The sequence below is a fragment of the Arsenicicoccus sp. UBA7492 genome (genome assembly GCF_002479615.1).
GTDB classification, from domain to species: Bacteria; Actinomycetota; Actinomycetes; order Actinomycetales; family Dermatophilaceae; genus Arsenicicoccus; species Arsenicicoccus bolidensis.
The window spans coordinates 67254-86238 of the sequence record NZ_DLOE01000057.1 but is presented as its reverse complement, the minus strand read 5'-3'; the positions used below and the strand labels follow the sequence as shown (position 1 = coordinate 86238).

The following is an 18985-nucleotide window of genomic DNA, read 5'->3' as shown; positions in this document are numbered from 1 at the left end:
GTCCGGAGCGTCCGCGTCGACCGGCACCGGCACCGATTCCTGCGTCGGGATCGTGCGCTGCGGCTGCTTGACCTTGACGCAGGGTCAACCCTCCAGGATGTCGGCATGACGTCACGGTCCTCGCTCTGGCTTTTCCTCACCGCCGAGGCGCTCTCGCTCTTCGGCAACGCCGCGATCGGGATCGTCCTGCCTTGGCTGGTCCTGTCGCGCACCGGCGACGCCTCCGTCACCGGCCTGGTCGCCGCGGCCTCGGGCATACCGTCCGTCGCGGCCGCCCTCGTCGGCGGCTGGCTCATCGACAGGGTCGGGCGCCGCCGGATGAGCGTCCTCGCCGACCTCGGCTCCGCCCTCGCCGTCGCCGGACTCGCCGTGGTCGACCACCTCACCGGCCTCACCGTGGCGTGGTTCGTGGTCCTCGGGGTGCTCGGCGCGGTCTTCGACGTGCCCGGTATGACGGCCCGCGAGACCCTCATGGCCAACGTCGCCACGGCCGGCGGCGTGCCGCTCGACAAGGTCGCGGGCTACCGGCAGGCGGTGTTCGGGGTGAGCTTCCTGGCCGGGCCGGCGCTCGCGGGCACGCTCCTCGCGGTCCTCGACCCCATCCGCGTGGTGTGGCTGACCGCGGCCTGCTCGGCCCTCGCCGCCCTCGCGACCCTGGCGATGCGGCTCGCCCCGGCACCCGCCCCCGCGCAGGACGACGACTCGCCCCGCAGCGGTCGGGCCGTGGTCCGCCGCAGCCCCGCCCTGGTCGCGGTCATCGTGCTGTCCTTCGCCTCCGCCCTGGTCGTCGCGCCCCTGCTCGCCGTCGTCCTGCCCGCGCACTTCCAGGGTCTCGGCGCGCCGGAGCAGCTCGGCCTCGCGACCTCGGCGTTCGCGATCGGGTCGATGGTCGGTGCCGTCCTCTACGCGGTGGCCCTGTCCGGGCGCCGCTGGCTGACCTGGGTGCTCTCGATCGCGCTGTTCACCGGGTCCTTCCTGCTCATCGCACCGCTCGTCGGCTTCTGGCTCGTCGCGGCCGGCATGGCGGCGGCCGGGATCGGCAGCGGCCTCATGGGGCCGATCTCGATGGTGGCGATGACCGAGCACGTCCACGACGCGGTCCGCGGGCGGGTGTTCGGGCTGCTCAACGCCCTCGCGCTGGTCGCCTCGCCCCTGGGTCTCGGCCTGATGGCCGTGAGCTGCGCTTCCAGCCCCTGGAGGCGGCCGGCTGGGCGATGCTGGTCGCGTGGATCCCGGCCGCGGCCTACGGGATCCTGGCGCCAGGGCTGCGGGCGTTCGTGCTGCCGCCGGCCACACCAGAGGGGGAGACGACGCATGCTGACGATCGGGCAGCTCGCTGACTACGTGGGGGTGACCCAGCGCGCCATACGGCACTATCACCGGCTGGGTCTGCTCCCCGAGCCGGGCCGGGACCACTCGGGCTATCGGCGGTATGACGGGCAGGCCGTCGTCGACCTGACCCGCATCCGCACCCTGGCCGAGGCAGGCGTGCCGCTGTCCCGGGTCAAGGAGCTGCAGGACGCTCCGCCGGCCGAGACCAGGACGGCGCTCGACGAGATCGACCACGAGCTGGGGCGGCGCATCCGCGACCTGCAGGGCAACCGGCGCCGGTTGCGGAGGCTCGCGTCGGGCGATCCCCTCGACCCGGCCGACCAGGCCTACCTGGACAAGGTCCGCACGCTGGGGGTGTCCGAGCGGATGGTCCGGCTGGAGCGCGACGGGTGGGTGCTCATGCAGGTGCTCTACCCACAGCTCGTGTCCCACTGGCTGCGGATCGGCGTGGACCAGCTGGACGACCCGCAGTTCCGCGACCTCTACCTCGTCACCGACGAGATGTACGACTGGCCGCCCGACGACCCGAGGATCCGCGAGGTGGCCGTGCGCAACGTCGACCACCTGCAGCGGCAGGGCTGGCTGGAGGCCGACCAGGTGGAGGTCGAGCACGGCGCGGCGGCCTATGCGCTGGTGCGGAGCTTCAACGCGGACGGTCGCCCGCCTGGGCGGCCCTGGCGGTGGAGATCGAGGCGGAGCTGGACCGCCGCGGCCTCGCCTGACCTATCTCAGGTAGTCACATTCGCCCGACTTCGCACGCCAGGTCGATGTGACTACCTCAGGTAGATCCGGCAGGGAGATCCGTCAGGTGGGTCCGGCGGGTCAGGCCGGGTCGAGCGCCTCGGCCCGTCGCACGTCAGCCTCGACGAGCTCGCGCTGCTCGCGCCGGTGCTCGCGCAGCGACCACGCGACGGCGCCGATCCAGACGGCGACGATGGCGGCATACGAGAGGTTCTGCACGGCGCCGGAGGCGTCGATCCAGTCGCTGCGCAGCAGGGTCCGCGCGTTGGTGAGCACGATCAGGCCGCCGACGGCCGAGCCGAGGAGGCGCGGTGGCAGGTGCCGGACCAGCCAGGCGGCGATGGGGGCGGCGATCAGGCCGCCGATCAGCAGGGCGAAGGCCATGCCGGGCACGATCGCGCCGCCGCCGAGGCCGAGGAAGAAGCCGATCGACGCCGCGATGGCCACGAGGAACTCCGAGGCGTCGATCGACCCGATGACCTTGCGCGGCTCGAGGCGACCGCTGGCGAGGATGGCCGGCGTGCCGACGGGGCCCCAGCCGCCGCCACCGGTGGCGTCGACGAAGCCGGCGACGAAGCCGAGCGGCGACAGGAACCGGCGGCGCAGCGGCTTGCCGAGGTGCTGGGTCGTCACGCTCTGGACCGTGAACCGCACGAGGATGTAGACGCCGAGGGCCAGCAGCACGAGCGACATGATCGGGGCGGCGACCTCGGTCGACAGCCAGGACAGGACCGTCGCGCCGAGGAAGGCCCCGATGGCGCCGGGGATGCCGATGCGACCGACGACCTTCCAGTCGATGTTGCCGAACTTCCAGTGGCTGGCGCCGGAGGCGAGGGTCGTGCCGATCTCGGCGAGGTGCACGGTGGCGGAGGCGGAGGCGGGGTTGGTGCCGGCGGCCAGCAGCAGCGTCGACGACGTCACGCCATAGGCCATACCGAGGCTGCCGTCGATGAGCTGGGCGATGAGACCGACGATCGCGAGGATGATGATGGAGGGCATGCGGGGGCTCCTGAGGACGTGCGGTGGACGAGGGGCGGGAGCGGGTCAGCGACAGAGCTGACTGGCAACCCGCTGCAGGTCCACGTGCCGGCGCACGACGCGAGTCAGGTGCATGGCGTGGTCCTCGGGAAGGGCGGCATGCGAGGAGACTAGGGCGGCAACGCTTATGGGGTCAATAACTTCGGATTATGTCTCACGATCTGGTTTGCGGTATGCCGCAACCACCTGCACGTCGTCCCGGAACCCCACGGAGCGATAGAGCCGACCGGCGTCGTTGGTCGACTCGGTGACGATCACCCACTCGCGCGCCCCGCGCTCCGCCGCCCAGCGTGCCGCCACCCCCAGCAGGTGCCCCGCCAGGCCGCGCCGCCGGTGCTCGGCCACCGTCCCCACCGACTGGTAGCGCGCCCGCCGCCCCAGCGCGACGATCCCGAGGTCCGCCGCCAGCAGCCCGTCGTCCGTGAAGGCGCCGAAGAAGGCCGCGCTCCCCGCTGCCGCGAGGCGTCGTCGCGCGGCGATCTGCGCCACGGTGAACGCGTCGTGCTCGCGCGGGTCGTAGTCCCCGGTGCGGGCGTTCTCGTCGGCGGCGGCCCGGCGCACCTGGGCCCAGTCGTCTGGCAGCAGCGCCCGGACGGCATACCCCTCGGCCAGCGGCCGCTGCTCCGGCAGCTCGGTCGTCGTGAGGACGGCGTCGGTGCCGACCTCCAGCCCGTGCACGGCATAGGCAGCGGGGTGGGGGAGCCGCGGCAGCCCGAGCGCCACGTGCCCGGCCTGGGGGAACGCCCTGGCGAACACCTCGAGCCAGCGCCCCGCGTCGTCGGGGTCGCCGGTCGTCACGTGCACGTAGTTGCCCCAGTGGAAGTCGGGGTTGTGCGGCGAGCGCACGACGAGGTGGTCCGCGCCCACCTCGATCCGCGACCCCTGGAGCAGCAGGATCTCCAGGTCGGTGCGCGGCCCCGCCGCCAGTGCGCTGAGCATGCCCCTGACCCTAGGGCGCGAGGGGACGATCCGGTATGCCGACCGCCCGGCGTCTCGTCGTGGTGCTGCGCGGCGGCGAGGCGCGCGGGCCGTGAACTCACATGCACAACGACGCATCGGCGCAGGTCGCCTCATCGATCGGGCCCGTTGTGCGTGCGAGTCGCGGCAGGCAGCCGACCCGGGCCGGCGGCGGCCAGCGGGATCAGGCCATGGCCACGGCCTCGCGCACCAGGCCGTCGCTGGCGCGGACGGACGCCAGGGCCACGACGAAGGACCCGACGATCGATGCCGCGAACAGCACCAGCGCCCCGGCGTTGAAGGCCGTGGCGGCGGCCGGCGCCATCAGCAGGCCGCCCTGCAGCGTGGCCAGCCCGACGCCCACGGTGAGCGGCAGCGTGACCTCGCGGCGGCGCACGGCCCGCAGCTGCGACAGGGGAGTGCCGGCGAGGGCCTGCGCCTGCAGGATGCCGCGCTGGTCGTAGACGCGGGTCGCGTGGACGACGCCGCTGGACGTCACGGCGACGAGCGCGAGGATCGTCAGGGCGACGGCGCACCCCGTGACGAGATCGTCGGCGAGGTGGGGCGTGGCCGGGTCCGGACGGGCGGAGAACGCCGAGGCCATCGCGCCGCCGCACGCCGCCACGATGACTCCGAGGCAGAGCGCGCCCACCGAGCGCCACGTCGTCTGGGGGTCGTCGGCGATGCGCCTGGCGGCGAGCAGGGTCGTGGGGCGGCGGGCCGCTCGGGCCGCGATCCGGGCGCTGACCTGCACGAACCACGGCCCGACGACGTTGACCGTCGCGACCATGGCGACCATCGCGAGCACAAGCACCCCGGTGCCGGCCTGCCCGAGCAGCTGGAAGCCCAGCGTCCAGACCGCTGCCACCACGAGGGCGAGGACGAGTCGCAGGACCGACTGCGCCCGAGGGGTGTGCCGGGCCGCCACGCCCAACGGCGTCACGACGACGCGAGCCAGGGTCGACCCGGCGGCGCCCAGGGCGAGCAGGACCACGCCCAGCGCGACGGCGAGGACGATCGGGACGCCCAGCCACAGGTCCCCCGCCCCGAGCGCCCTTCCGTCGAAGCGGAGCAGCCCGACCGGGACCAGGGCGACGGCATAGGCGGCCACGCCTGCACCGGCACCGACGGCGGCCTGCATCCCCGCCTCGAGGAGAGTCAGCGCGGTGACCTGGCCCGACGTGGCTCCCGCCAGGCGCAGCGCGGCCAGGCGCTGGTCGCGGCGCGCGAGGGCCAGCCGGGCGGCGACGCCTCCGAGGGTCAGGATCGGCACGACCAGCAGGGCCGTCGCCACGACGGCGAGCACGACGTAGATCGCGGCGGGGTCGCCGACCTCCGGGTCCAGGCCGCCCGCCCGCCGCGCGAAGGCCTGCGGCCCGCCCGCCGTCACGAGCAGCGCGGCGGTCGCGACGGCGAAGGCCAGGACCGACAGCACCCCCGTCAGCGAGTCCTGGGCCTGGCGCCCGCGCGCGACCATCCGGGAGATCGTCCACACGGTGCGCAGCGACCCCACGCCCGACGTGCTCGCGCCTGCCCGCTGCGCACTCCTGCGGCGCGCGCTCATCGGGTCACCTCGTCGCTCTCGACGCGTCCGTCGCGCAGCCGCACGACGCGTCGGCACCAGCCGGCGACGTCCGGGTCGTGGGTGACGACCACGAGCGCCGCCCCCTGCGCCGCGCATGCCGTCGTCAGCAGGTGCATGACCTCCTGGCCGGTGGTCTGGTCGAGCGCGCCGGTCGGCTCGTCGGCGAAGACGACCCCCGGCGACCCGACGAGGGCCCGCGCGATCGCCACGCGCTGGGCCTGGCCGCCGGACAGCTCGCCCGGGCGGCGGCGCTCGAGTCCCTGCAGCCCCAGTGGCGCGAACCAGTCCCGGGCCCGCACCTCGGCCTGGCGCCGCGCGGTCCCCGCGAGCATGAGGGGCAGGGCGACGTTCTCGATGGCGGGGAGCTCGGGCAGCAGCTGCCCGGACTGGAAGACGAAGCCGAAGTCGCTGCGCCGCAACCGGCTGCGGGCCGCGTCGCCGAGCCGGGCGAGGTCCTTCCCCCGCCACGAGACGGTGCCCGAGGTCGGGGTGACGACCCCGGCGAGCAGGTGCAGCAGGGTCGTCTTGCCGGAGCCGGAGGGTCCCATGACGGCGACGGACGATCCCGGCGCGATGGCGAGGTCGACGCCGGCCAGGGCGGGTGGCGCCTCGTCCCGCGTGGGTCCTTAGGTCTTGACGAGCGCCCGGCCGACGAGCGCCGCCTCGGGGCTCTCGCTGCTCTCGGGGCTCCCGGTGCTCTTGCGGCTCTCGGGATGGTGGGTCTCGGCGCGTGGGGAGGTGGTGAGGTTCATGCCGTCGACCATCCCGAAGGCGCCGTGTCGCGGGCGTCGGACCACGGTGCCGACCTTTCGTCATACCGGGGTCTGAGCCGGAGGACCCACCGGAGGGGCCAGTGGGACCACGGGGGGATCAGCGGGGCGGAGGACTCCCGTAACCTTGGGCCTCATGGCTCGTCAGCGCACCCCCGAAGGTCCCCCTCCGCCTCCCGCGGTGCAGAAGATCCGGCTGCGCTACGCCAAGCGCGGGCGGCTGCGCTTCTCCTCGACCCGCGACTTCCAGCGGGCGCTCGAGCGGGCGCTGCGGCGGGCCGGCGTCCCGATGGCCTACTCCGCAGGCTTCCACCCGCACCCCAAGATCAGCTATGCCAACGCCGCGCCGACGGGCACCGCCAGCGAGGCGGAGTACTTCGAGATCTCCGTGACCGAGCCGGTCGAGCCCTCCCGGGTCGCCGCCGCCCTCGACGAGGCCCTCCCGGACGGCATCGACGTCCTCGAGGCCGCCGACGCGCTGCCCGGGTCGCTCGCCGACCGGCTGCAGGCCTCGGAGTGGATCGTCGAGCTCCGTGGGCTCGACGCCGACCAGCGCGCTCAGGTCGAGCGGACCGTGTCGGCCTTCCTGGCGGCCGAGACGGTCGAGATCAGCCGTATGACGAAGAGCGGGAACCGCACCTTCGACGTCCGCTCGGCGGTGCTCGCCCTCGACCTGCAGGGTGCTGCGGGGCGGGCCGCAGCCAGCGGGGTCACCGTCAGCACGGATGCCCAGCTGCTGCGGGTGCTGCTGCGTCATACGACCCCGACGGTGCGACCCGACGACGTCATCACGGCGCTCGCCGCGACGGGGGAGGGCCTGCCGCAGGCCACCCCGCTGATGACCCGCCTGGTGCAAGGCCCCTGGTCAGAGGCGGACGCCACGGTCGGCGACCCGCTGCGCTGAGGGCCGACCGCGCCACGCCCGGTGGGCGGTCCCCGGGCCACCTGAGAGGTGGGGCGGGCGCGCTGTGCGATACTGCTAGAGGTCACGGTGCGACCCACTTCGTGCCGCTGACCCGACGACATCACGGCGACGTGCGGCGTCGCGACCGATCTGGTCGCCCGTCTCGCCCGACGACCGAGCCGACCGGCTCCGTCGACGTGATGGCGGCGGCACCACGTGAGTGACGCGCCTGGCGCGAGCCGCGCGGTGCAGCAGACGACTTCCGTCGTCGGGGCAACCTGCTCCGGTGACGACGACGACCGCGCACCACGCGGCGACGAGGCGCATCGCGCCGGCAGTGGGCGTGGCCTCGTGGTCGAGAAGGGAACGCCTCCGATGGCACCCGACAACGACACCTTCCCCGCCGACAACGCCGCCGAGGCCGCTGGGGCCACCGAGGGCGCAGAGACCTCGCCGTCCGAGCAGGCCGCCGAGCCTGCCGACACCACGGCGTCTGCGGAGACCACCGAGACCGCGGCGTCTGTTGAGACCACCGAGGCTGCGGCGCCCGCCAAGAAGGCCACCCGCGCCCGCAAGGCCGCCGCCACCAAGCGCGCGCCCCGCAAGGCCGCCAAGAAGGCGACCGCCGCGGCCGCCGCCCCCAGCGACAGCGACTCCGGCGACAACGACTCCAGCGAGGCCAGCGCCGAGGCGCCCGCCGACGTCGCCGGCCAGGCGCACCGCCCCAGCATCAGCGACGCCGACGACCTGCTCGGCACCCCCGGCACCGATGCCGAGGAGGGCGACGCCCGCGCCGCCGTCGACGCCGTCACCGCTGCCGCGCCGGCCAAGAAGGCCGCCAAGCGCACCCGCCGGGCCACCAAGAAGGCCTCGGCCCCCTCCGTCACCGAGTCCGTCGCCGGCACCGGCACCGACGCCGACGACGACGCGTATGACGCGCCCGGCCTCACCTCCGGGGTCCCGGACCACGCCGCCGAGCGCGCCGCCGCCCAGGCGGACGCCGTCGAGCAGGCCCCCGAGGTCGCCGCCGCAGCGGCTGACGTGGACGCCGACGACAGCGACGAGGAGGTCGTCGACATCGCCCTGGCCGTGCTCGACCAGGACCACCTCAACGACCTCATCAACGAGCTGCCAGTCCGCTCCGCCGACGACTCCGCCGAGCCGACCGTGTCGCCGTTCGGCCTGCTGTTCCAGGCGCCGGACCCCACGGTGGCCCGCCGCTCGCGGCGCGCCACCTCGCCGAGCGTCGACCCCTCCACCATCCAGCGCGACGAGTCCGACGACGCACAGGGTGCGCAGGACGACACCGACGACCTCGACGACTCGGGCTACGGCCGGCCTCGTGGCCGCGTCTCGCGCTCGCGGGACGAGCGGGACCTGCGTGGCCGGGACTCCCGTGGCCGCGACCTGCAGGACGACGCCGATGTGCAGGGCGGGCGTGGTGTTCAGGGCGACGACGACCGTGCCGAGCGGGACGAGCAGGACGACGACCAGGGTCCGCGCCGTCGCCGTCGCGGCGGCAAGGGCCGTCGCGGTCGCTCGGGCTCCGACGACCGCGGCGACGACCGGGGCGCCTCTGACGAGCAGGCCGACGGCGACGACGACAGCGCCGACCGCGGCGGCCGCGGCCGCACCGGCGACCGCGACGACCGTCAGGTCGACGACGACACGAGCGACACGAACGACACCGACGACACGAACGACACCGACGACCAGGGCGACGACGGCGAGCAGTCCGGGGGCTCCCGCCGCTCGCGCCGCCGCCGCGGCCGTGGTCGCTCCGGCGGACGCGCGGACTCCGACGGCGACGACCGCAGCGACGACAAGGGCGACGACGAGTCGGACGACTCCGATGACGGCCGCGACGGCCGCAGCTCCCGCAACGGCCGGGACGACCAGGGCGAGGACGACGACGACTCGTCGAGCTCCTCGCGTCGGCGTCGCCGCCGTCGTCGCTCCGGCTCCGGCGGTGGCGACGAGGACCCGCCCGGCACCGTGACCAAGGTCCGCGAGTCGCGCCGCTCCGAGTCCGCCACGGGCATCAAGGGGTCGACCCGCCTGGAGGCCAAGAAGCAGCGCCGTCGCGAGGGCCGTGAGGCCGGGCGTCGCCGCACGATCATCACCGAGGCCGAGTTCCTCGCCCGCCGCGAGAGCGTCGAGCGCACGATGGTCGTCCGTGACAGCGGCGACCGCACCCAGATCGCGGTGCTCGAGGACGGCGTCCTCGTGGAGCACTACGTCTCGCGGGAGCAGTCGGCCAGCTCGACCAGCATCGCGGGCAACATCTACCTCGGACGCGTGCAGAACGTCCTGCCGTCGATGGAGGCCGCCTTCGTCGACATCGGCAAGGGCCGCAACGCCGTCCTCTACGCCGGCGAGGTCAACTGGGACGCCGCCGGCCTCGAGAACGGCCAGCCGCGCCGCATCGAGAACGCCCTCAAGTCCGGCCAGACCGTCCTGGTCCAGGCGACGAAGGACCCGATGGGTCACAAGGGCGCCCGCCTGACCTCGCAGATCTCGCTGCCCGGCCGCTACCTGGTCTTCGTGCCCGGCAGCTCGATGACCGGCATCAGCCGCAAGCTGCCCGACACCGAGCGGGCCCGCCTCAAGCGGATCCTCAAGGACGTCATGCCCGCCGACGCCGGCGTGATCGTCCGCACCGCCGCCGAGGGGGCCAGCGAGCAGGAGCTGCGCGCCGACGTCGCCCGCCTGACCGCGATGTGGGACGACATCCAGACCAAGGCCGGCGCCCGCGGCACCAACGCCCCCGCGCTGCTCCACGGCGAGCCGGACCTCACCGTCCGGGTGATCCGCGACGTCTTCAACGAGGACTTCAGCTCGCTGGTCGTGTCCGGCCCCGAGGTCTGGGAGACCGTGAGCTCGTATGTCGAGTCCGTGGCCCCCGACCTCGCCCCGCGCCTCACGCGCTGGACCGGCGACAAGGACGTCTTCGTCGAGCACCGCGTCGACGAGCAGCTCGCCAAGGCGATGGACCGCAAGGTCTGGCTGCCGTCCGGCGGGTCCCTGGTCATCGACCGCACCGAGGCGATGACCGTGGTCGACGTCAACACCGGCAAGTTCGTCGGTCAGGGCGGCAACCTCGAGGAGACCGTCACCAAGAACAACATCGAGGCGGCCGAGGAGATCGTGCGCCAGCTGCGGCTGCGCGACATCGGCGGCATCATCGTCGTCGACTTCATCGACATGGTGCTGGAGTCCAACCGCGACCTGGTCGTGCGTCGACTGGTCGAGTGCCTGGGTCGCGACCGCACCAAGCACCAGGTCGCCGAGGTCACCTCGCTCGGGCTGGTCCAGATGACCCGCAAGCGCGTCGGGACCGGGCTCATCGAGTCCTTCTCCACCACGTGCGAGCACTGCAACGGGCGCGGCATCCTCATCTCGTCCACGCCGGTCGCGCCCGGCACCGAGTCCGGTGTCGACCACTCCCACGACCAGGGCGGACGCCGCGGTCGCAAGGGCAAGGGCGGCAACGGGTCCGGCAACGGCGGCTCCAGCAACGGCTCGAACGGGTCCGGCAACGGTGGCTCGAACGGGTCCAACAACGGTGGGTCCGGCAACGGCGGGTCCAACGGGTCCAACGGCAACGGACGGGGACGGGACGACGCGGCCAAGGCCGAGGACTCCGGCCCGACGCCGGCCCAGATCGCGGCGGCCGCACACGCAGCGGCGATGGCAGCCTCCAAGGCCGTCGTGGACGACGAGCAGCCGGCCTCGCCCGACGAGGTCGCGCGGGCGATCGACGACGCCATGGCCTCGGTCCTGGGCGACGAGCCGGACTCGGCTGCCGCTCCGGTCGGCGCCGTCTCCGACGCCTCCGACGCCACCGGCGTCACCGACGCTCCTGAGGAGGAGCGGCCCGCCCGTGGCCGCCGCTCCGCCCGCAAGGGCCGCGCCTCCAAGGCCGCTGCTGGCGCGCCCGCTCCGGCACCCGTGCCGGCATCGACCCCCGCCGAGGCCGGCCCCGCCGCCACCCCGGCAGGGGAGCCCGACGCCGGCGACGAGGCCGCTCCCGGATCCGACGCCGAGTCGGCCGCCAACGCCGCCGACGACGCCGCGGCGAGCACCGACCACCCCGGCCTCGGCTGGGGTCCCGAGGACACCTCCGGCACCGGCAGCTCCGACCCCGGCAGGTCCGGGGCGGGCACCTCCGGCGCCGGGTGGGGCTCGGACAGCGTCGTCGGCGACGTCGACGCCCCGGTCGAGGCGATCGCGGCAGCGACGTCCTTGCCCGAGGCGGCCCACGAGTCGCCCGCCGAGGCAGAGGCCACGCCCGAGCCCGAGAAGCGCCCCCGGCGACGCCGCGGTCGCGTGGTCGCCCCCGCGGGTCCGCCGAAGCCCCTCGAGACGGGCGGTTCGGCATACGAGCCGACCGGCCGCGGGGAGGGCATCGGCGACCCAGAGAACACTGGGGCCCCGAGCAGCGAGGCCCCCGAGACGACGCAGGCCTGACCGGCCGCGGCCCTCGGACGGGGTCGGCAGCGGGACCAGCAGCACGAACCGCCGGGGCGGGGGAGCGAGGCCAGGATTTGGCCGCAGCACCCCCGCCCCGGTAGCCTGATACGTCGGTGCGTCCACCGTCCCCCGCGTTGCCCAGGCGAAGTGCCAGGCGCGATCGGAGGCCGGTCACGAAGCGACGACCGGTTTCACATCCTCATCAAGAGAGCGAGTCTGCAACGTGTACGCGATTGTTCGCGCAGGCGGGCGCCAGGAGAAGGTTTCCGTGGGCGACGTCCTCATCATCGACAAGGTGAACGACAAGCCCGGCGAGTCCATCCAGCTCCAGCCCCTGCTCCTCGTTGACGGCTCCACCGTCACCAGTGACGCAGCCAAGCTTGCCCAGGTCAAGGTCACGGCCGAGGTCGTCAAGGCGACCAAGGGCCCCAAGATCACGATCATGAAGTACAAGAACAAGACGGGCTACCGCAAGCGCCAGGGTCACCGTCAGCCGACCACCCAGATCAAGGTCACCGCGATCGAGGCCTGAGCCTCCTCGCACCCCCAGCTCACGATTCGACGAAGGCAGGCTTAGTCATGGCACACAAGAAGGGTGCATCCAGCTCCAAGAACGGTCGCGACTCGAACGCTCAGCGCCTCGGCGTCAAGCGCTTCGGCGGCCAGGAGGTCAATGCCGGCGAGATCATCGTCCGCCAGCGCGGCACGCACTTCCACCCCGGCGCCAACGTCGGCCGCGGCAAGGACGACACGCTGTTCGCCCTCGCTGCCGGTGCCGTCGAGTTCGGCACCAAGCGCGGCCGCAAGGTCGTCAACATCGTCGCCGGCGAGTGACGCACCGCTGAGCGTCTGCTCAGCACACACACATGTTTGCGCGAGGGTGCAGGCCACGAGCCTGCACCCTCGCGTGGTTTCACTGCTGACGAGAGAAGGACCAGGGACATGGCGAGCTTCGTCGACCGGGTGACGCTGCACGTGCAGGCGGGCAACGGTGGTCACGGCGTGGCCTCCGTCCACCGCGAGAAGTTCAAGCCGCTCGGTGGCCCCGACGGCGGCAACGGCGGTCGCGGCGGATCGGTCGTGCTGCGGGTCGACCCGCAGAAGACCACGCTCCTGGACTACCACCACACCCCGCACCGCAAGGCCGGCAACGGCAAGCCGGGCGAGGGTGCCGAGCGCAACGGTGCTGACGGCGACGACCTGGTGCTGGGCGTGCCGCAGGGCACCGTCGTCAAGGACAAGCAGGGCCGGCTGCTCGCCGACCTCGTCGAGATGGGCGGGGAGTATGTCGTCGCCCAGGGCGGTCGCGGCGGTCTCGGCAACAAGGCGCTGGCGTCCACCCGGCGCAAGGCTCCCGGTTTCGCCCTGCTGGGTGAGCCCGGCGACGAGCACGACGTCGTGCTGGAGCTCAAGACGCTCGCCGACGTCGCGCTGATCGGCTTCCCCTCCGCGGGCAAGTCCTCGCTGGTCTCCGTCCTGTCCAGCGCCCGCCCCAAGATCGCGGACTACCCCTTCACCACGCTGGTGCCCAACCTCGGCGTCGTGACGGCGGGCTCCGCGCGCTACACGGTCGCCGACGTGCCCGGGCTGATCCCCGGGGCGCACGAGGGCAAGGGCCTCGGCCTGGAGTTCCTGCGCCACGTCGAGCGCTGCTCGGTGCTGGTGCACGTCGTGGACTGCGCCACCCTCGAGCCCGACCGCGACCCGATGTCCGACCTCGAGGCGATCGAGCGCGAGCTCAGCCTCTACGTCCCCGACGAGACGCTCGGTGGCAAGGCCCTGACCGAGCGCACCCGCATCGTCGTGCTCAACAAGGCCGACGTCCCCGAGGCCGAGGAGCTCGCCGAGTTCGTCAAGCCCGACCTGGAGGCTCGCGGCCTCGAGGTGCATGTCGTCTCCGCGGTGGCCCGCACCGGTCTCAAGGAGCTGACCTACGCCCTGGCGCGCCACGTCGAGGCGGCCCGCGCCGAGGTGGAGCAGGTCGAGACCCGGCGCGTCGTCATACGCCCCAAGGCCGTCGACGACACCGGCTTCGTCGTCCGCAAGGAGAACACCTCCGACGGGGTCATCTATCGCGTCGTCGGCGACCGGCCCGCGCGCTGGGTCCGTCAGACCGACTTCAGCAACGACGAGGCCGTCGGCTACCTCGCCGACCGGCTCAACCGGCTGGGTGTCGAGGAGCAGCTGTTCAAGGTCGGCGCGGTCGCCGGCGACACGGTCGTGATCGGCGCCGAGGACGACGCGGTCGTCTTCGACTGGGAGCCGACGCTGGCCGCCGGCGCCGAGCTGCTCGGCCGCCGCGGCACCGACCTGCGGCTCGAGCAGGCCGAGGGGGCCCGCCGGGCCACCCGCGCCGAGAAGCGCGACGAGCTCGCCGACCTCAAGGCCGCCCGCCGCAAGACCGCCGCCGAGCTGGACGCCGAGCGACGCTCGGGCCACTGGGCGACGCTGCGCGACGAGGACTGACCTGCCGTGGCCGAGAGCGCTGGGAGCGGCGGCACCCGCGAGCGGATCGCCGACGCCGAGCGGATCGTCGTCAAGGTGGGGTCGTCCTCGCTGACCGGCGGGGACGGAGACCTGGACGACCTGGCCATCGGCCGGCTGGTGGACGCGCTGGCCCGACGCTGGCGCGACGGCGCGCAGGTCGTGCTCGTCTCGTCGGGGGCTATCGCCGCCGGGCTCAACCCGCTCGCGCTGCCCAAGCGCCCCCGCGACCTGGCCACCCAGCAGGCCGCCGCGGCGGTGGGGCAGGGCGCCCTGATGGCGGCCTACACCACGAGTTTCGGGCGGCACGGGGCCCGCGTCGGGCAGGTGCTGCTGACCGAGATGGACGTGACGCGGCGCTCGCACTACGTCAACGCGCGACGCACCCTGGTGCGGCTGCTGCACCTCGGCGTCGTGCCCGTCGTCAACGAGAACGACTCCGTCGCCACGCAGGAGATCCGCTTCGGCGACAACGACCGGCTCGCGGCCCTCGTCGCGCACCTGGTCAAGGCCGACGCCCTGGTGCTGCTCTCCGACGTCGACGCGCTGTATGACGGACCGCCGTCGCGCCCCGGCGCCCGCCGGATCCCGGTGGTGCGCGGCGAGGCAGACTTGGCGGACGTCGTCATCCGTGGCTCCGGCAGCAAGGTCGGCACCGGCGGCATGACGACCAAGATCGAGGCCGCCCGCATCGCGACGGGTGCGGGCATCCCCGCGCTGGTGACGTCGGCCGCCCTGGCGGCGGAGGCGCTGGGCGGCGAGGACGTGGGGACGGTCTTCGAGGCGCCGGAGGTGCGTCCGCGGGGCCGCCTGCTGTGGCTGCGGCACGCGTCGACGGCGCGGGGCCGGCTCGAGCTGGACGCGGGGGCCGTGGACGCCGTGGTGAGCCACCGCCGCTCGTTGCTTCCGGCCGGGATCGTGGGCGTGAGCGGCAGCTTCGACGAGGGCGACGCGGTCGACCTGGTCGCGCCGGACGGGCGCGTGGTGGGGCGCGGGCTGGTCAACTACGCGTCGTCCGAGCTGCCCGCGATGCTCGGCCGCAGCACCCACGACCTCGGCGACGAGCTGGGGGAGCAGTACCGCCGCGAAGTCATCCACCGCGACGACCTCGCCCTCCTCTGACCCGCCGCCGGTAAAGGCATCGACCGGCCTTCGTTCCCCAGGCTGATGCCTCTGCCGCCGGTAAAGGCATCGACCGGCCTTCGTTCCCCCGGCTGATGCACCTACCTCAGGTAGGCGCATCGACCCGGGTTGGACGAGACGGCGGCGGCGTCATACGAGCCGGTGCGGTTTGATGGAGTCATGACAGCCCAGCCCGCCACGTCCATCGATCCCGGTGCCCGCGAGCTCGTCTCGGGGCTCGCCGCACGTGCCCGCGCCGCCGCCCGCGAGCTGGCGCTGCTGCCGCGCGGCCGCAAGGACGAGGCGCTGCGTGCCATGGCCGACGCGCTCGTCGCCGCCACCGACCGCATCGTCGAGGCCAACACCATCGACGTCGAGCGCGAGTCCGCGGCGGGCACCCGGGCCAACCTGCTGGACCGCCTCACCCTCACCGAAGCCCGGGTCGCCGCGGCCGCCCAGGGCCTGCGCGACGTCGCCGGCCTGCCCGACCCCGTCGGCGACGTCGTCCGCGGCAGCACCACGCCGACCGGGTTGCAGGTCAGGCAGGTTCGCGTGCCGATGGGTGTCGTGGGCATGATCTACGAGGCGCGCCCCAACGTCACCGTCGACGCCGCCGGCCTGGCGCTCAAGTCCGGCAACGCGGCCATCCTGCGCGGCGGCAGCGCGGCGGAGCACACCAACCGCGTCCTCGTCGAGATCCTCCGCGAGACCCTGCGCACCCTCGGGCTCAACCCCGACGCCGTCCAGCTGCTCGACGCGCCCGGCCACGACGCCGTGCGCGCCCTGATGACCGCCCGCGGGGAGGTCGACCTCCTCATCCCGCGCGGGGGAGCGGGTCTGATCCAGACCGTCGTGACCGAGTCGACCGTCCCCACGATCGAGACGGGGGTGGGCAACTGCCACGTGTATGTCGACGCCGGCGCCGACCTAGAGATGGCGGAACGCATCACCCTCAACTCCAAGACCCACCGCACCAGCGTCTGCAACTCAGCCGAGTCGCTGCTGGTGCACGAGGCCGTCGCCGACCAGGCCCTGCCCCGGATCCTGCGATCCCTTGGACAGGAGGGCGTCGTCATCCACGCCGACCCGGCTCTCAAGGACGTGACCGAGCAGGCGGGGGCGCGCTGGGTGGAGGCGACCGACGAGGACTGGGCGGTGGAGTACCTCTCGTTGGACATGGCGGTCCGCGTCGTGCCCTCCCTCGAGGAGGCGATCGAGCACGTGCGCCGCTGGTCGAGCGGTCACACGGATGCGATCGTCACCGACGACCGCTCTGCGGCACGGAGATTCGTCGACGAGGTGGACTCGGCCGCGGTCATGGTCAACGCCAGCACGAGGTTCACCGACGGCGCTGAGCTGGGCTTCGGCGCCGAGATCGGCATCTCCACCCAGAAGCTCCACGCCCGCGGCCCGATGGCCCTCGAGGAGCTGACGAGCACCAAGTGGGTCGTGGAGGGCGACGGACAGGTCCGCGTCTGACGGCGCGATCTGCACGCCTGGGCGCCAACGTTCCTCTAGGTTGGTGCCATTCGACGATGAGAGGACGTGCCGTACGTGGAGGGTCACGAGGTCCGCAAGCTGGCCAGGCTGGAGGACGCGCACTGGTGGTACCGCGAACGGAGGCACATCCTCGCTCGCCTCATCTCCGGTATGACGCCCGGCCGGGCCCTGGACATCGGGGCCGCCGGGGGAGGCAACACCCGCGTGCTGATCGAGCACGGGTGGCAGGCCGTGGCGCTGGAGTACACCCAGGACGGCGCGCTGGCTGCTGACGAGCGCTCGGTGCCGGTGATGCGGGCTGACGCGACGAACCTGCCGGTGCAGACCGGCTCGCTGGACCTGGTCATGGCCTTCGACCTGCTCGAGCACCTGGTGGAGCACGACGCCTGCGTGCAAGAGGTGCACCGGGTGCTCAAGCCGGGCGCCCCGTTCCTCGTGGCCGTGCCCGTCGACCCCAAGCTCTGGTCCGACCACGACGTCGCGGTGGGTCACGTGCGGCGCTATCACCGTGCCGAGATCCTGGACCTGCTGCAGCGCAACGGTTTCGAGATCCAGCGACGCTTCGCCTGGAACGTCCTGCTGCGGCCGGTCGTGTCGATGCGCCGCCGCACGAGCCAGGGCAGCGACCTGCAGGACACGCACTGGGCGGTCAACGCGGCGCTGCGGGCGGTCATCACGGTGGAGCGTTACCTGCCGGTCAAGGATCTGCCGGGCGTCAGCGAGTTCGTCGTCGCGCGCCGGCGCTGATGCCCCTACCCCCGGCGGGATCATCAGCCTGGGGGACGAAGCCCGGCTGATTGCCCCTACCCCCGGCGGGATCATCAGCCTGGGGGACGAAGCCCGGTCGATGCCCCTACCCCCGGTAGGTCAGCGGTCGATGGGTTCGCCCGCCAGGCCGTGGGCGTCCAGGGTGCCTTCGCTCGTGTCTGTCCCCCGCGGCGTCGGGTTGGCAACTCGCGGGCCCGCCCCGGCCTCCACGGACCCTGCCTGCAGGGTGACCGCGGGCCGTGCCGCCGTGGCGCCGGCGGGCTGGCCGGTCGCCATACGAGCACTGCGCGGTATGGCGAACCGGTGGTCGTCACGGTCCCGCGCGGAGTCGTAGGCGATGAAGTAGTTGGGTCGCTCCTGGAGCTGCTGGTACATGCGGCCGAGGTACTCGCCGAGGATGCCGAGGCAGAGCAGCTGCAGGCCGCCCACGAGCGCGATCATGCCCACGGTGGAGGCCCAGCCGGCGATGGCGTGGCCCGTGAAGCGGCCGATCACGGCATACGCGATCAGGAGCAGCGAGGCGATGAAGCCCCCGAAGCCTAACCACGTGGCCAGCCGCAGCGGCTTGAGGCTGAAGCCGATGATCGAGTCGACCGACAGCATCACCATCTTCATGAAGGGGTACTTCGACTCGCCGGCCGCCCGCTCCTCGCGCTTGTAGGACACGCTCGCTGACGGGAAGTTCAGCGCGGGGACGACGAAGCGCAGCACCCGTCCGTGCTCGGGCAGGGCGTTGACCGCGTCGACGGTGGCGCGCGACATGAGGCGGAAGTCGCCGGCGTTGCCCGCGGTCTCCATCCCGGTCAGGCGGGAGTGGACGGAGTAGAAGGCCTTGGCGGTCTCGCGCTTGAAGAAGGAATCGGTGGAACGGTCCGAGCGGACGCCGTAGACCACGTCGACGCCCTCCTCGTGGGCCGCGCGCAGCATGTCGGCGATCGTCTCGGGCGGGTCCTGCAGGTCGGCGTCCAAGGTGACGACGAAGTCGCCGTGCGCGGACACCAGGCCGGCCGAGATCGCTGCCTGGTGGCCGGAGTTCGCGCGCAGCCGCACCACGCGCAGCTGCTCCCACTCGCGGCGGTAGCGCTGCAGCAGCACGGCGGTCTGGTCCTTGGAGCCGTCGTCGACCGCGACGACCTCGTAGCTCGTCCCGAGACCGTCGAGCACCGGGCGCAGCCGCTGCACCAGCAGCGGGAGCACCTGCTCCTCGTTGTACATGGGGATGACGACGGACAGCTCAGGGACCATGCGTGCCAGCCTAGGTCCGCGACGTTGGCAATGGCCGCAGGGGGTGCTGTGCGTCGGCTGTGCCGT

Annotated in this window: 15 protein-coding genes; 9 read left to right on the top strand and 6 right to left on the bottom strand. The window is 73.2% G+C overall.

The window, feature by feature from the left end; genetic code table 11:
* Nucleotides 1-105 precede the first annotated feature (105 nt).
* A complete protein-coding gene (locus tag B4E97_RS16960; RefSeq protein WP_286960913.1) occupies nucleotides 106-2118 on the top strand; it encodes an MFS transporter in 2013 nt (670 codons plus the stop codon).
* Nucleotides 2119-2154: 36 nt separating this feature from the next.
* Here B4E97_RS16960 and B4E97_RS16955 read toward each other — a convergent pair whose 3' ends face one another.
* The 5 genes from B4E97_RS16955 to B4E97_RS16935 all read right to left on the bottom strand — a co-directional run bounded on the left by B4E97_RS16955 (nucleotide 2155) and on the right by B4E97_RS16935 (nucleotide 6405).
* Nucleotides 2155-3072 carry a sulfite exporter TauE/SafE family protein gene (locus tag B4E97_RS16955; RefSeq protein WP_029211239.1) on the bottom strand — a complete coding sequence of 306 codons (918 nt, stop codon included), beginning with the start codon at nucleotides 3070-3072 and terminating at the stop codon, nucleotides 2155-2157.
* Nucleotides 3073-3258: 186 nt separating this feature from the next.
* The gene (locus B4E97_RS16950) at nucleotides 3259-4050 is read right to left on the bottom strand and encodes a GNAT family N-acetyltransferase (RefSeq protein ID WP_029211240.1); all 792 of its coding nucleotides are present in this window, start codon (nucleotides 4048-4050) and stop codon (nucleotides 3259-3261) included.
* Between the two features lie 202 nt (nucleotides 4051-4252).
* Nucleotides 4253-5632, bottom strand: a complete 1380-nt coding sequence (locus B4E97_RS16945; RefSeq protein WP_286960910.1) for a hypothetical protein — start codon at nucleotides 5630-5632, stop codon at nucleotides 4253-4255.
* The gene (locus B4E97_RS16940) at nucleotides 5629-6201 is read right to left on the bottom strand and encodes an ABC transporter ATP-binding protein (RefSeq protein WP_349681194.1); all 573 of its coding nucleotides are present in this window, start codon (nucleotides 6199-6201) and stop codon (nucleotides 5629-5631) included. Before B4E97_RS16940 ends, B4E97_RS16945 begins: the two co-directional genes overlap by 4 nt.
* A gap of 78 nt (nucleotides 6202-6279) precedes the next feature.
* Nucleotides 6280-6405, bottom strand: a complete 126-nt coding sequence (locus B4E97_RS16935) for a hypothetical protein (RefSeq protein ID WP_286960909.1) — start codon at nucleotides 6403-6405, stop codon at nucleotides 6280-6282.
* Nucleotides 6406-6604: 199 nt separating this feature from the next.
* Here B4E97_RS16935 and B4E97_RS16930 point away from each other — a divergent pair, with 199 nt between their 5' ends.
* From B4E97_RS16930 to B4E97_RS16895, 8 genes are all read left to right on the top strand, one after another.
* Nucleotides 6605-7327 carry a TIGR03936 family radical SAM-associated protein gene (locus tag B4E97_RS16930; protein ID WP_029211243.1) on the top strand — a complete coding sequence of 241 codons (723 nt, stop codon included), beginning with the start codon at nucleotides 6605-6607 and terminating at the stop codon, nucleotides 7325-7327.
* 375 nt (nucleotides 7328-7702) lie between these two features.
* On the top strand, nucleotides 7703-11797 hold the full coding sequence (locus B4E97_RS16925) for a ribonuclease E/G (RefSeq protein ID WP_286960908.1): 4095 nt from the start codon (nucleotides 7703-7705) through the stop codon (nucleotides 11795-11797).
* A 226-nt stretch (nucleotides 11798-12023) separates the two neighbouring features.
* Nucleotides 12024-12332: a 50S ribosomal protein L21 gene (gene rplU, locus B4E97_RS16920; RefSeq protein WP_037210518.1), complete on the top strand. Its 309-nt coding sequence runs from the start codon at nucleotides 12024-12026 to the stop codon at nucleotides 12330-12332.
* A gap of 47 nt (nucleotides 12333-12379) precedes the next feature.
* Complete coding sequence (rpmA, locus tag B4E97_RS16915; protein WP_019284283.1) at nucleotides 12380-12634, top strand: 50S ribosomal protein L27; 255 nt, start codon at nucleotides 12380-12382, stop codon at nucleotides 12632-12634.
* A gap of 108 nt (nucleotides 12635-12742) precedes the next feature.
* Complete coding sequence (obgE, locus tag B4E97_RS16910) at nucleotides 12743-14266, top strand: GTPase ObgE (protein WP_029211246.1); 1524 nt, start codon at nucleotides 12743-12745, stop codon at nucleotides 14264-14266.
* Between the two features lie 6 nt (nucleotides 14267-14272).
* Nucleotides 14273-15406 (top strand): glutamate 5-kinase, encoded by a 1134-nt coding sequence (gene proB / locus B4E97_RS16905; RefSeq protein ID WP_029211247.1) that lies wholly within the window; start codon nucleotides 14273-14275, stop codon nucleotides 15404-15406.
* A 180-nt stretch (nucleotides 15407-15586) separates the two neighbouring features.
* Nucleotides 15587-16885 carry a glutamate-5-semialdehyde dehydrogenase gene (locus B4E97_RS16900; protein WP_286960904.1) on the top strand — a complete coding sequence of 433 codons (1299 nt, stop codon included), beginning with the start codon at nucleotides 15587-15589 and terminating at the stop codon, nucleotides 16883-16885.
* Between the two features lie 66 nt (nucleotides 16886-16951).
* Nucleotides 16952-17653: a class I SAM-dependent methyltransferase gene (locus B4E97_RS16895; RefSeq protein ID WP_019284287.1), complete on the top strand. Its 702-nt coding sequence runs from the start codon at nucleotides 16952-16954 to the stop codon at nucleotides 17651-17653.
* A gap of 120 nt (nucleotides 17654-17773) precedes the next feature.
* Here the strand turns inward: B4E97_RS16895 and B4E97_RS16890 are convergent, their stop codons facing one another.
* Nucleotides 17774-18919, bottom strand: coding sequence for a glycosyltransferase family 2 protein (locus B4E97_RS16890; RefSeq protein ID WP_286960902.1), 1146 nt, complete (start codon nucleotides 18917-18919; stop codon nucleotides 17774-17776).
* Between the last annotated feature and the right edge of the window lie 66 nt (nucleotides 18920-18985).